Here is a 14276-nt window from a genome sequence, read left to right as displayed (position 1 = left end):
ACATTATTAGCGATTTTGTCCTTTAAAGGGGTCAGACCCCTGCAACAATTGCTGCAATGCATCGACGGTCGTATTCGCGGCTTCACTATTCTCTTCTTGAATCGCAAGATAGACTTCTTTGCGGTGGATATCAACGTGCTTTGGGGCATCGATACCGATCTTGATTTGGTCGCCATCAATCGCGACAATTTTAATTTCAATGTCATCACCGATTTGGATTGATTCCTTGAGTTTGCGTGTGAGGACAAGCATTTATCTTCCCTCCTGACTACTTGAGGCAGTCACTGGCATAAGTTGATGCTTCGTTTTATATCCACTATCACTGAGAACGACTTGCTTTCCTTTTTGTTTTTTGGCGTTAATTACAACTGGTGCTTGTAAGTTTGCAGTCGTGTTTGCAAATGGCTCTTGAACGGTCAGCATCGCAAAGATCGCAACGTCCTCTTCCTTTTCAATCTCAAGCATCTCAATTGTCGAATCTGGGAGCTTCACTTGATACTCATTGAAAAAGTCGAACGGATTCACGATCACAAACGCGATCTCGACCTCGTCGATCGATTGCAAAATAAAAAACGGTGCCTCATCACCGAATGGTAAAATCACAAACTGCTTCTTATCTTCAAATGCCGGTAATCCGCTCTCAAAGTGAATAATACGATCATCGCTTACTTCCACTTCACCGAGATACTTTGACTGTACTTTCATCTATCTTCACCACTTTATTTTAAATTTGAAGAGAGAGGACTCCCTAATAGGTTGTCCTCTCACAGTAGATATTATTGCTACATTTGTCCATTAATGGGGTCAGACCCCTTTAAACATTTAAACGCTAAACGAGATCGATGGCTTTTGTTGCAAGTAGATATCTGTTTGCCATTTTGGGATATTAATGATTGGATCATTCTTTGTAATATTGATTTCAGGATCACTACGACGGTAATTAAATGATAGCTCACCTGGATCGTAATTAAATTTCACTTTAAACGGTGATGATGGCACAAAACCTAAGCCTAATTCTTTCATCATTAGATCACTGTTTGCTTTAGCGATTTGTGGAATTTGGCCACCGCCGTTTTCGATTTTCATAAGTCGATCGCCTTCTTGTGACACTTTTGCCATGTATTGCAACGCTTTTTGTTTACCTTTTTCAAAAGCTTCTTCATTTACTCGCATCGCACTCTTTAAACCAGCATCAGCAAACGCCTCACTTTGATCAATGTAAAGCTTTGCGGCTCGTCTACTAATGTGTACATGATCAAAATGTTCTTGACGGATCTGAACATCAGCATGAGGCTGTTTAATCTCAAGAGTCGGGCGATTCGTTTGAATACCAATCTTTGCATTTGTCGTTGAAATTTGAATTGAGGGTACTTGCATGTTCAATCACCGCCTCAATTTATCTTAAAAAGTCCATTAACGTCGGCTGGATAATGCGCGCCCCAGCAGATAATGCTGCACGATGAACACTCTCTTGTGTCGTTAAATCGATAATCACTTGTTCCATATCAGCATCTTCATTTTCCGATAAGATTCGTTTTGCCGTCACTTCTTGCTGCATGATACGCCATTCCATTAATTCAATACGATTAGTACGGGCACCAAGTTCAGCTCTTTCTGCAACGACACTATCAATATGGCCATCAAGTCTTCCTAAATAACCAGACAAGATTTCATGAGCCTCACCGTCTTCTAAATCATCACCCAAATCGCTAATTTCCTCGACCATCTCTTGGAGGTCTGCAAAGAAACTAGATGAAAATGCATTTTGTGGCTTAATGTTAGCTGACATACTAACCCCTTTTAGAAGCTCCATGTTAACCTCATCGATATTCGTTGATGTTGGCGATGCATCTGGTTTTAACTGAACAGCTACTAAATCTTCTTTTTCGTTGCCTATTGACGGCTTGCTAATTTTTTCTTCTAATTGTTCTAAACTTAAATTAGAATAAATTGGGCGTTCATTTTTAAACACTCCATTTCCGTCCGCATCTCCTACATAGATGAATCGATGCTCTCTACCGTTAATTTCCGCTGTAACATAGTAATTATTTAAATCTACATTTTTATCAGTATCAACTTCAGCCTTAAATTCAAAATTAAATTGTGGCTTCTCAACGAGAATCTCTGCTTGATCAATGAGACCGCCATCACGGTAGTCTTCGAAGTTGTCATCAATAGAAGCGACATAATTTCCATCAACTAAATCAAGTTTTATCTTTCCATGATCAGTCTGTAAATAAACCGTATCCCTATCTGTATCTAGGTTGATATCATCACTGAGATTAGCGGCAATCTGATCGGCTGGAAAGCTAACGTTAATAGGTGCCTCTCGGCGGAGTTCTCCACCTGCATCATCAACTGTACCATCACCGATAAATGGGATTGTATCCCCGCCTGGAAGTTCGAGGATAACATCTTCTAATTCACCATTATTCTCATAATAATAATTGAAATATTGGTTGACCTCTTCTCCACTTAACTCAATTTGTCCATTTTCATCGACAATGGCTGTAAATGTCGCTTCTGGAAGTTCATTAGTCTCAGGGAACGAAATTGTTATTTCATCCCCAGCTGCCACATCAAACCCACTGAGGTCTGCGATAAACGTTTGATTATCATACTCAATTGTACTACCATCAAGGCCAAATGGATTTCCAACATTGTCAATTACTTGTTCCACCGACCGCTCACTCACTTCAGTAGGCATATTTCTAAAGTTATTTAATTTCGTTAAGTCAACTGGTGGTGTTTGTGTGTTTGTACCATTGAAAATATAGCGCCCATTAACTTGAGTGTTACCAATTGAAGCGATATGATCGTTTAATTGAATAATTTCTTTAGCGATATTAGCCCGTTGTGACTTATCATACGTATCATTGGCTGCTTGTACAGTTAGCTCACGAATCCGTTGTAGCGCTTGCGTTACCTCGTCTAGTGCAGAATCTGCTTGATTCAACCATTGATACGATTCATTCACATTTCGTTTAAATTGTGTAATTTCAGCTACCTCAGTCCGGTGACGCATTCCATTCATCGCTATAACTGGATCTTGCGATGCCCTTGTAATCTTTTTACCACTTGTAAGTTGATCTTGAATGCGACCAAGGTTATCGTAGCCTTGACTTATATGACGTAATGTATTGTTTGTTAACATCGTTTGTGTGACACGCAAAACGATTCACCTACTCCCTTTCTTATCTACCCGCAACACCCATACCATTAATAATCCGGTCAAGCATTTCATCCACCAATGTGATCATCCGTGCTGATGCATTGTAGCCGTGTTGAAATTGAATCATATTTGTCATTTCCTCATCTAGAGAAACATTACTAACTGAATCACGATTGAACTGAACGCTATCTCGTAACGTATTGGAGTTATCTTGCATCCGTTTTGCTTCCGATGTATCGACTGCCATATCGCCGATCACTCCACGATAAAAACTTTGCACATTTCCTGTACTGCCCGCAAAATTAAAGCGTTCATCCTTTATGTTAGATAGTGCTTGCGCATTGCTGCCATCACCAGAGAATGCACCCTCTCTAGTTCCAACAGTGAGACCATCAATGCTCCAACTATATGATCCCTCTTCATCTGTAAGGTTAAGCTCTGTAATGTCAATTGTAAGTCCGTAAATTGAAGCTGTCGGTGGAGCAAATTCTTCCTCATTATGGAGTGTTGCACCAAATTCATCCCGAACCACATAACCCCATTTATCACCATCATATTCAACATCAATTTTGATCTCATCGATATCTCTACCATTAGCAACATCATCAGGCACACCCGTAAACACACCTCGTAAAATTGGGTTGCCAACGTTGTCATTCGCACCCTCAACAAGAGGAATACCTGTGTAAATATTCTCACCAGCACCAGCAGCGGCAATGTTATTAACTGATTCATTAATTGCATCCGAAAGTTTGATCTTCCCGGCAAAACCACTTCTAGGGTCGTCACCTTCATTTTCATCTTCTTTAACTTCAAAAAACGGAATCCCTTCACCATTATTGGCTTTGGAACCATCATTAATTTCATTGAGGCTCCAACCCGTTTGATGAATTTTATTAAACTCAGTTGCAAACACATATGCCATCTCATCAAGGTTGGCTAACATTTCTGGGTAATCCCCCTTAATGATAGGGCCGTCTTCGCCTTGCTCTTCATCATCACCTTCATTTTGATTGCCATTGGACACAAAACCATACGCTTGTACCGCTGCTTTAATTTTCCCTTGGGGAAATTCATCACCTGATAGGCCTTCACCGCCACCTTCAACTTGATTGCTATCATTAAGCTCACCAAAACTAATCGAATCAACGTAACCACCATCATCAGTATAATTAATCGCTATCCCCTGCGGATTACCTTCCCCAGAACCATCGATGATTGCCCCGGGTGGATCTAGTTCATTACCAGCATTATCAATAAGTTTTACCGACACTTTCCCTTCAGCTGCTGGCGATGGCTTACCACCACTTGCTACCTTCTCTGTCTTAAAGTTAACATAGTCCGAAAGCTGATCTAATAGACGATCTCGCTCGTCATATAAGTCATTTGGAACATAGCCGTGTGGTTCAATCTCTCCGATTTGTTTATTGATTGTATCAATTTGGCGAATAATTGAATTCATTTCTAACGCGTTTGTATCAATCTGTCCCTTATAATCACCTCGAATTGACGACAGTGAATCATGGGCATAGCGGAACGTTTCTGCGACCGCATTTCCACGCTGACGCACAACTGAACGTGCACCAGGATCTTCAGGGTGTACGGCAAGGTCTTGTAATGAGCTCCAGAATTGATCAATCGTATTTGCAAGAGCTTCTTCTGACGGCTCGTTCATAATATCTTCCATTTTCGTTAATGCCTCATAACGAGCCGTCCAATAACCACTTTTATTACTTTCATTACGATATTGTACATCTAAAAATTCTTCGCGAACACGCTGAATTGAACCAGCCTCTACCCCTGTACCAATGTGACCTGGAATCTTCGGGCTGTTCATACCGATCGATGGGTATGGTTCTGTTTGGTTAAAATTCACACGCTGTCTCGTGTAGCCTTCTGTATTGGCATTGGCAATGTTGTGGCCGGTTGTATGCAGGGCTGATTGTTGAGTCATCATGCCGCGACGGGCGGTCTCAAGCCCATGAAAGGTTGAAATCATTGTTTGCTCCTCCGTTTCTACTTACGCTTTTGAATCAAAAAGAGAACGTCCATATTGAGGCTCAGGCTCACTCGTCGTTGGACGTTGGTAGTTCACTTCATCTGGTTCTGGCATCACTAAATCAAGGGAAAGATTCACAAACCGTAACGAATCTTCAATCAGTTGCTGGTTTAACTCGTTTTGCTGTTTGAGTGTATCAACCTCGGCAACTAATACATCTTGTAGCTTCTTAAGGATGACTCGTTCGTTTACCGGGACATGCTCAAGTAAGATATCCATCGTTACGCCTTCTGTCATCAATCCCTTTTGCTTTACGTAGCGGTCGACAAAATCAAGGCGATCCTGCTCTAGCTTTTGTAATTGCTGCACGTGCGCCATTTCTTGCTGTGAAATCTTATCAAGAGCAGGCATATCACCCTTTTTTAGTACTTCTGTTTTTTGTTTTGCTAACTCATTTAACGATTGATGTGCTTTCACGAGCTTTGCGATGACGTCAATAATTGCTTTGGTTGTTGACATGCCTGTTTCCTCCTAATAAGTCAGTCTGTTAGTTCGACCAAAAGTCATAGACCTTTCTTGCGATGGCTTCAGGATCAACTTTGTAATCTCCCGAAGCGATCTTCTCTTTTAACGCCTCGACCTTTTCTTGGCGTTCGGTTTCAATTTTCGATACTTGTTGCATTTGCTTGGCAGCTGGTGAGATTTCGACTTTATCACGCTGCTTGACCGCATCCGTCTTCATCTGCTGATGACTGACTTGTTTACGGTATGGGTTGTTCTGAACCGAATGGTATGGATTGATTTTCACTTCATTCACCTCGCTTGATTACGGTTGCTCTAGACCCCAAAATCACCTTACTCCTATTATCGGCTAGTTGAATGAAATTGTTAATAGAGTGTTGTTAAAAAGTGTGTTGCAATGGCTCCACTCGCTGCGCACCTGTTCAAACGGGGAAAAACACCCTTTTTTGAACAGACTCTTTAATTTTCGTCAAAGCGGTCGCCCAATGAATGATACGTTGACGCTTTTCTCGCTCGTTCCTCTTGTTCACGTCGGTTTCGTTCACTCACTTTTTCGACCTCAGTTGTTTGCTTTAAGTCCTTGCCAAGATTACTTTGACAACTGCTACAAATGCGCCCCTCACGAATGCGCTTGCCGCATGAGTCACATGGATATGTGATGTTCGGAAATTGTGCGAGCTGTAAGCGTCCTTCGCGGATAAAACGACTTATTTGCTGTTCAGAGACACCTGTAGCTTCAACGACTTCTTCCATCGTCGCTGCTCGGTTTTCACGTCTGCGAATAAATTGATAAACCGTCTCGAACATCTTTTCAACTTCCTTATGACAATCGTTACAAACCGTGCGAATCCCTTTTACAAAGAGCTTCCCGCATTTTGGGCAATTCTCTAAATTTTGCATGCCGTCTCCCCCTCATTGTCTTTCTATCTATTATATCGGTCGGTGTCATGGTTTGATAAGCCCTAAATGCTACCGTTTTTATTGAAAAATTCGCCAATTTAGCCACGCGCCAGCGTCAATGACGAAACCGAGGCTGCTCCATTACGTTTTAACACCACAGCAGCTTGGCGAACCGTCGCCCCTGTCGTGTAAATATCATCGATGAGGACAACCTTCTGGCCGCTGATTTCACCTCGCAACTCCTCGTTTATAGCAAACGGCTGGTGCATCAAAGCGAGTCGCTCACTGCGATTCTTTTTACTTTGCTTTTGCTCATGCTCGGTTCGCATCAGTGCCGGGAGCGGTTCTGCAATGAGACGGGCAAGCACCTCAGCCTGGTTAAACCCGCGCTCATACAAGCGTTCATCACTTAAGGGGATGGGCACAATCAGGTGGTTCGGGCATTCTTTTTCATATAACGCGCGAAACTGATCACCCAAAGCATCAGCCAAGATGACATCACCACGGAACTTAAAGCGGGCCATCCATTCTTTTAAAAAAGAATCATACGAGTACAGTGAGCGGTTTTTCACGAGCACTCCACGCCACACGTCGGACTCTTCCCAGCGCAAGCAATCGGTGCAGTGCTCGCCTTGACAAAATCTAGGTTCAAGCTCTGCGAGGCTACGTCCGCATCCACGACAAATCGGAGCTCCCTTCTTGATCGGTGATAACCCACTCTCACATCGGTTACAAATCTTCACTTCCTTTTCTCTTCCAAAAATAAACCGCCATTTTGCTTGCTGGTAAAACCGTTCACTACACCATAAACAGCGTTGCATCACCTCACCTCCGCATCATTCATCGCGACGATATGCGCTCGTGCTTCAACCATCGCTTTCGTTTTACCATAATGAAAAAATAGGACGTCACCACGAGGATGGTTGGCACTGCGGCCAACACGGCCGGAGATTTGCACGAGGGCACTTTCAGTGAAGATGGCTTCTTCCGCACCGAGGACAGCGACATCCGTATTGGCGACGGTCACCCCGCGTTCTAAAATCGTTGTCGTCACAAGAATCGGCGTCCGTCCCTCACGAAAGCTCGCGACTTTCTCGCGCCGCTCTTCATCTTCTGCATGAACCCCGATGATTCTTGAATCAATTTTTTGTAAAACGTCAACTAATCGTTGCAGTGCCTCTACCGACGGAACGAATAAAAATGCTTGCTTGTTATCAGCTAATTTTTCCTCGACCCACTTACGCACGATGGATGGGAGCTTACCTTTTTTCAAACGCTTTTGCCAGTTGCCACTCCAACAAAACCGCGGAACCGGTAAAGGGTGACCATGATAACGTCTTGGGATTTTAATGGCGGCAAGTTCATCTTTTCTGACTCTCCGCTTCAATTCAGGTGAGGGGGTTGCAGTTAAATAGACGGTGGTCGCTTGGGGTTTCTTCGCGTTGCTGACGGCATATGTCAAACTTTGATCTACAGAATAAGGGAAGGCATCGACTTCATCAATGACAACGAAGTCAAACTGTTCACGGTAGCGCATGAGTTGGTGGGTGGTGGCGATTACGAGCTGCCCTTGCTTACCACGGTCCTCACTACCTCCATAGAGGGCGATTACACCCACGTCAGGAAAAACACTCCGCAACCGCGGTGCGAGCTCAATCACGACATCGGTACGCGGTGTCGCAATCGCCACCGCTTGTCCTTGACGTAAGGCTGCCTCAATCCCAGAAAAGAGCACTTCTGTTTTCCCGGCACCGCACACCGCCCAGATTAACAGCTCGCACCCGCTACCGACGGCTTCCCTTATCGCTTGCGATGCCCGCGCTTGTCCTGTTGAAAGTTCACCCGTCCACGTCAGCAGTTTTTGTGGTGGATGCAACTTCAGTTCTGGTCCACACCAGCGCACGAGCGGTGTGCATTCACTCACTCGTCCGAGCATTAAGCAGTTGCGACAATACGTGCACATGTCATCACAGCGCGCACATCGGTAGGTTGCAAATAGCTGGGGATCATCATTGCCACACCTTTGGCAGTAGGTTCGTCCTTTTTCAGTGGTGATACCTGCGTGATAAGCTAGATAACCGTGGATGTAATGGTGATGAATGTGGTCAAGATCGAATGACAGTTCAGATAAGAGAAGTTGTTTACCAGAGAGGGTGGTTTGGAGATCGTGTGAGTAGGGAAATTGAAGATTAAGTAGTGGGGTTTCAAAGCTAGGGAGTTTACTTATCGCGGTCGGTGGTGTGCACCATTGTTCTTTCGGTGGGGCGTAGTGAATTGGGGCAATAAAAATGTGGTCATGATCGGAGTAAGCAACAAACTTCATCTGTCCGCCTCCTTTTCAAGTCAGTAGGATGGCGACCACCGCACATTTCATGGCGCGCGGTGGCTATCCTAATTTACTTCTTATACCAGCCGATGCCGAGACTACCCTCACCGAGGTGAGTGCCAATCACCGGTCCGAAGTGACTAATTTCAATGTCAACATTGTCGTACTTGTTCTCAAGTTCAGTTTCTATTTCTTTGGCTTCGTCCGGGCGGTTCGCGTGGATGACGGTCGCGCGGATCGGTGCGCCTGTGCTCGCATCTTCATCAAGTAAACTGTAAATGCGGCTTAGCGCTTTTTTTGCTGTGCGCACTTTTTCATACGGGACAATCACTTTATTTTCAAAGTGAAGCACCGGCTTGATTTTTAAGAGGCTGCCGACAACAAGCTGAGCGCCGTTTAAGCGACCACCGCGGTGCAAGTGATTGAGATCATCAACCATGAAATAAGCGCGCATGCTTTCTTTCATTTGATTCAGTCGTGTGAAGATTTCATCGACTGATTTTCCAGCCTCCGCCATTTCTGCTGCTTCAATGACGTAGTAGCCTTGAATCATACAGCTAATTTCCGAATCAAAGCCAAACACCTCGATGCCATCAACCATACCTGCAGCCGTGATTGCAGTTTGATACGTGCCGCTAATCCCACTTGACAAATGAATCGTAATAATCGCATCATAGCCTTCGTTTTGCAAGCGTTCAAACGTTTCAGCAAATAACCCAACCGCTGGCTGCGATGTTTTCGGAAGCTCTTCACTTGATTTCATTTTTTCATAAAACTGTGAAGTCGAGATTTCAACTTCTTCCGCGTAAGACTCCTCACCGAAAACAACATTCAGAGGAACCATCGTGACCCCTAATTCCTCTCGCCTTTCCTTGGGAATGTACGCTGTACTGTCTGTTACAATTGCTATTTTACTCATGAACGTATCCTCGCTTTTATCAATAAAGTTAAACAGCTAACCAATCGAGGCGATGAAACAACCTCTTATTTTTTACTCTATTCAAAGTATCTGAGTGACAGAACTCTTCGAGACAGGGACAAAACTAATTAAAATATTGGTAATGGCTTCACTCGCCACATGCTCGTTGTGAGAAACCCACTCACAACGAGCTTTTAAAAGATTGTGGCGGTTACGCTCACTACTTCGAGGCCGGAACAAAAGGTAAAAAACAACCTTTTGTTCCGGCCTCTTTTACCTTACTTTTACCCAACCGTTTTTAATTGATTCAACGACTGCTTGGGTACGGTCATTTACATTCATCTTTTGTAAGATGTTACTCACATGGTTTTTTACCGTTTTTTCACTAATATAGAGGGCTTCTCCGATCATTCGGTTGCTATATCCATCTGTCATCAGCTGCAGGACTTCACATTCGCGTCGCGTTAAAATGTGAAGCGGCTTACGGTATTCGACTTCACGGAAGCCAACTTCTGACTCGTCAACTTGATCCTCATTGATTAAACGGCGGTATTCTCTAATCAAGTTGTGCGTCACTTTCGGGTGGATATAGGCTCCTCCACTACCAACAACTTTTACGGCTTCAATGAGTGCACTCGCATCCATTTCCTTTAATAAATAGCCTGCCGCTCCGGTTCTTAATACGTGTGTGACATAGGTCTCATCATCATGAATCGATAGGATCAACACTTTTACATCTGGAAAAACATTGATTAAATTACGTGTCGCTTCCACACCGTTGACGCCAGGCATATTGATATCCATTAAGACGACATCAGGATTATGCTCTTCTACAAGCTTCACCGCTTCTTCGCCATCAGACCCTTCCGCGACAACATCAAATCCCGGCTCCATCGCAAGAATTCGTTTGACACCTTCGCGGAATAACTGATGATCATCAATAATGACGATGCGCGTTTCATTCTGATTACTATTCATAAAAAATCCACCTCTCCACGTAGAAATATAACATCTCGTGTTTGTGTTTGTTTTTCTGTTTTTTTCTCTATCTGCTATAACGACTAGCAGGATCTTTTCGGAGAAGTTTTCTATCTACTTCTCTCCCCTGTACATGACTGTGCTTGTTATGCTTGTCTTTCATTTAATGGTATTGAAATGGCTACGAGCGTTCCACTCCCAGGTGTAGAGTCAATCGTCATTTGACCCTTTAACATACTGACCCGCTCTTTCATGCCAACTAGACCAAAAGAACCTTCTTTGGTTGTCTCAACGTCAAAGCCTTTGCCATCATCTTTTACAATCATTATAACCTTCGTTGGCTTGATTTCAATTCTGACGTTAATTTGCGTTGGATTAGCATGTTTCTGAGCATTTTGTACTGCTTCTTGAATGAGACGGAACAGCGCCACCTCTAACTGCTGGGGCATTCGTTGCTCTTTTCCAAAGCTTTTAAAATCAATTGGAATGTTTGTATGCTGTTCAAATGTCCGTAAATATTTTTGCAGCGTCGGAATCAATCCAAGGTCATCAAGGGCCATTGGACGCAGGTCATAAATAATCCGGCGTACCTCGGCAAGCGAGGCCTTCACCATTTTTCTGAGATCCTGCATTTCTTGAAGAGCCTGATCAATCCCTTTATCCTCATAAATGCGCTCAACTAATTCCGAGCGTAATAACACATTGGCCATCATTTGCGCGGGTCCATCATGGATTTCACGAGATAGACGCTTACGTTCTTCCTCTTGCGCTTGAATAATTTTCAACCCAAATTGTTGCTTTTCCTTCGCATCGTCTACAATTTCTCCAACTTCGCGTAGATCACCAGTCAAAAAGTTAAAAACAACATTCATTTGACCAGCCAATGTTTCGGCTCGTTCAATCGTATCTTCTAGTGAGAGCAAACGACGTTCAATTTGATCACGACGCTCTCGTAATTGCGATTCCTCTTGCTGAAGGACAGCTAATTGAACTTGAAACTCGTTTGCTTTCTCATAGGACTTGCGCACTTCTTCATTGCCATATGACTGAAAATGCTTGCTCACTTCGGCAAGACGATTGCGGGCAAGGCGTAACTTGGTTTCGGTATGATCGGCCTTTTCTATGACGGTTGCTACTTTTATGCGGACATCTTTTAATTCCTGTTCTAATGTTCGGTACTCTTTACGTGAATGCTCACCAATTTCAAAAATTTGCTCACGGCTATTTCCTACCGTTTCAATCGTTTTTTCGATGATCATATCCAAATTTTTAGTAGGCATGAGACACCAACCTTCAGTTCTAACGTTGATGATTTGATCAAGTGAAGTTGATCAGATATGATTATTTTATCACATTTATGATCAATATCATTGACAATTCTAGCAAGTCACCATAATGTTACACATTTGTTTTCTGTTTGTAAAAATTATTTGAATCAGAGAGGGGGGCCTATCACATGTTAACGTCTTATTATACTGTGAAAGGCTACGGCGAACACGAAATCGTTATTCAAAAGTCACGCTTCATCGCCTATATCGAGCGTGTCACAACGGAAGAAGACGCCCAAGCGTTTATTGAAAAAATAAAAAAACAGCATTGGAATGCGACCCATAATTGCTCGGCTTATTTAATTGGCGAGCAAGACCATATTCAAAAAGCGAATGATGATGGTGAACCGAGTGGAACAGCTGGTGTCCCGATGCTTGAAGTGTTAAAAAAACGCCAGTTAAAAGATACCGTCGTTGTCGTCACCCGCTATTTCGGTGGGATTAAGCTCGGTGCTGGTGGCTTAATTCGCGCATACGGTAGCGCAACAAGTGAAGGTCTTAATGCGACTGGGATTGTGGAACGTAAACTAATGCAAGTCGTTCATACAAAAATTGATTACACATGGCTCGGTAAAGTGGAAAATGAATTACGTAATGAAAATTATTTAATCAAAGAAATCAACTACCTCGATCAAGTTGAAGTGCAAACCTATGTCAATGCCGAAGAATCGTCACAATTTGTCGAATGGATGACAAATATTACGAATGGACAAGCCGACATCCATGAAGGTGACGTCGAATACCTAGAAGTTGATGTCAACCTCAGCTAATTGTTCCCTATTTTGACACAAAGTTATCGCAGCTATCCATAACTCTACTATTTACGTGCTAATGTCGTTTGGGCTAAAATAGGATAGATATGTAGTCTACCAATCTACAACATCTATGCTATTCTAAAAGAAAAGAGGAGTTAATCGATGTCAAGATCGAGACTTGAACGTAAAAAGAGACGGCTGCGTCGAATTTTGAAAACATTTGTCGTGATCGGCGTGCTTTCTTTTATTATCCTTGGCGGTGCTGCTGGGTACTTCGTCTTTAAGCTTGCAGATGTAACCTCTGGTGCCAACCAAGAATTAGAACGTGGAGATAAATCAGAGATGCGTCAAGAGGCCGTATCTCCGAGTAAAGATAATATTTCCGTCCTTTTTTTAGGTGTCGATGATCGTGATGGTGATTTAAGCGGACGAACCGATGCGATGATTTTAGCAACATTTAATAAAGAGGAATCGTCGATTAAAATGACAAGTATTCCACGAGATACACGTGTTGAGATTCCAGGGCGATCCAATAAGGATAAGATTAATCATGCCCACGCGTTTGGCGGATTGGACTTAGCGGTTGAAACCGTCGAGTCATTGTTTGATATTCCCGTTGACTATTATGTTAAATTAAACTTCCAGGCATTTATTGAGATCGTAGATGCCCTTGATGGGGTTGAGGTTGACGTTCCATTTGGTTTTACCGAGATGGATAGCTATGACAACTTTGATGCCATTACGATTGAAGAAGGCTTACAAACGCTTGATGGTGAGGAAGCTCTTGCTTATGCACGAATGCGTAAGTCTGATCCACGCGGTGATATCGGACGCGGTGAGCGTCAGCAACAAATCATCAAAGGGATCATTAATAAAGGGGCGTCATTATCATCAATCTCAAGCTATGGTGACGTGTTAGATAGTATCGAGAATCATATTTCGATGAACTTGAGCTTCGGAAACTTGATTTCACTTCACAACTATGCCGGTGCCTTAAATGAGATTGAGTCACTCAGCATTGAAGGAAGCGACCGACGCATTGGTGGAATTTATTACTACGATCCTCACGACGAATCCATTCGTGAATTATCAAATGAATTCCGCAACCATTTAGGCTTAGACAACTAAAGCAAAAGGATAAATCAAAGGTGATTGAAAGAGGCAGGCCTCTTCAATCACCTTTTTTGATGCCATTTTTTTGGTGCCAGGCACCGTAGTGCTGGTGCCTGGCACCAAAAAAAGCACCACCTCTGTGGATATCTCAAGTATGATGAAAGGACGGCAATGGCTTCGTCCGCGACTCGTCCTACGATGAGAAACCCACTCATCGTAGGACTTTCAAAAAAGGTAGCTACTCCGCTCATTGCCCAGAAATGG

15 protein-coding genes are annotated in these 14276 nt (G+C 43.2%); 2 read left to right on the top strand and 13 right to left on the bottom strand.

Annotation, left to right across the window (positions count from 1 at the left end; genetic code table 11):
* Positions 1-6 precede the first annotated feature (6 nt).
* The 13 genes from csrA to KH400_RS05145 all read right to left on the bottom strand — a co-directional run bounded on the left by csrA (position 7) and on the right by KH400_RS05145 (position 12096).
* A complete protein-coding gene (gene csrA / locus KH400_RS05205) occupies positions 7-252 on the bottom strand; it encodes a carbon storage regulator CsrA (protein ID WP_217222592.1) in 246 nt (81 codons plus the stop codon).
* On the bottom strand, positions 253-705 hold the full coding sequence (gene fliW / locus KH400_RS05200) for a flagellar assembly protein FliW (protein ID WP_217222590.1): 453 nt from the start codon (positions 703-705) through the stop codon (positions 253-255).
* Between the two features lie 117 nt (positions 706-822).
* Positions 823-1377: a DUF6470 family protein gene (locus tag KH400_RS05195; RefSeq protein WP_217222588.1), complete on the bottom strand. Its 555-nt coding sequence runs from the start codon at positions 1375-1377 to the stop codon at positions 823-825.
* A gap of 19 nt (positions 1378-1396) precedes the next feature.
* Positions 1397-3172 carry a flagellar hook-associated protein FlgL gene (gene flgL / locus KH400_RS24000; protein ID WP_246589371.1) on the bottom strand — a complete coding sequence of 592 codons (1776 nt, stop codon included), beginning with the start codon at positions 3170-3172 and terminating at the stop codon, positions 1397-1399.
* 22 nt (positions 3173-3194) lie between these two features.
* The gene (gene flgK, locus KH400_RS05185; protein WP_217222586.1) at positions 3195-5171 is read right to left on the bottom strand and encodes a flagellar hook-associated protein FlgK; all 1977 of its coding nucleotides are present in this window, start codon (positions 5169-5171) and stop codon (positions 3195-3197) included.
* Positions 5172-5192: 21 nt separating this feature from the next.
* Entirely contained in the window at positions 5193-5690 is a 498-nt protein-coding gene (locus KH400_RS05180; RefSeq protein WP_217222584.1) for a flagellar protein FlgN, read from the bottom strand.
* Positions 5691-5718: 28 nt separating this feature from the next.
* Positions 5719-5979, bottom strand: coding sequence for a flagellar biosynthesis anti-sigma factor FlgM (gene flgM, locus KH400_RS05175; protein ID WP_217222582.1), 261 nt, complete (start codon positions 5977-5979; stop codon positions 5719-5721).
* A 173-nt stretch (positions 5980-6152) separates the two neighbouring features.
* Positions 6153-6593 (bottom strand): TIGR03826 family flagellar region protein, encoded by a 441-nt coding sequence (locus KH400_RS05170; RefSeq protein ID WP_217222580.1) that lies wholly within the window; start codon positions 6591-6593, stop codon positions 6153-6155.
* Positions 6594-6691: 98 nt separating this feature from the next.
* Positions 6692-7414, bottom strand: coding sequence for a ComF family protein (locus KH400_RS05165; protein WP_217222578.1), 723 nt, complete (start codon positions 7412-7414; stop codon positions 6692-6694).
* The gene (locus KH400_RS05160) at positions 7414-8916 is read right to left on the bottom strand and encodes an ATP-dependent helicase ComFA (RefSeq protein WP_217222576.1); all 1503 of its coding nucleotides are present in this window, start codon (positions 8914-8916) and stop codon (positions 7414-7416) included. The genes KH400_RS05165 and KH400_RS05160 overlap by 1 nt, the downstream gene beginning before the upstream one ends.
* Positions 8917-8989: 73 nt before the next feature.
* Positions 8990-9838 (bottom strand): DegV family protein, encoded by an 849-nt coding sequence (locus KH400_RS05155; protein ID WP_217222574.1) that lies wholly within the window; start codon positions 9836-9838, stop codon positions 8990-8992.
* 273 nt (positions 9839-10111) lie between these two features.
* Positions 10112-10816 carry a response regulator gene (locus KH400_RS05150; protein WP_217222572.1) on the bottom strand — a complete coding sequence of 235 codons (705 nt, stop codon included), beginning with the start codon at positions 10814-10816 and terminating at the stop codon, positions 10112-10114.
* A gap of 146 nt (positions 10817-10962) precedes the next feature.
* Positions 10963-12096, bottom strand: a complete 1134-nt coding sequence (locus KH400_RS05145; protein WP_217222570.1) for a sensor histidine kinase — start codon at positions 12094-12096, stop codon at positions 10963-10965.
* Positions 12097-12272: 176 nt separating this feature from the next.
* Here KH400_RS05145 and KH400_RS05140 point away from each other — a divergent pair, with 176 nt between their 5' ends.
* The gene (locus KH400_RS05140) at positions 12273-12914 is read left to right on the top strand and encodes a YigZ family protein (RefSeq protein WP_217222568.1); all 642 of its coding nucleotides are present in this window, start codon (positions 12273-12275) and stop codon (positions 12912-12914) included.
* A 147-nt stretch (positions 12915-13061) separates the two neighbouring features.
* Positions 13062-14027, top strand: coding sequence for an LCP family glycopolymer transferase (locus KH400_RS05135; RefSeq protein WP_217222567.1), 966 nt, complete (start codon positions 13062-13064; stop codon positions 14025-14027).
* Positions 14028-14276: the final 249 nt, after the last annotated feature.

Source organism: Desertibacillus haloalkaliphilus (assembly GCF_019039105.1).
Classification (GTDB): Bacteria; Bacillota; Bacilli; order Bacillales; family KJ1-10-99; genus Desertibacillus; species Desertibacillus haloalkaliphilus.
The sequence above is the reverse complement of the archived record's forward strand: the minus strand, read 5'-3'. Positions and strand labels throughout refer to the sequence as shown.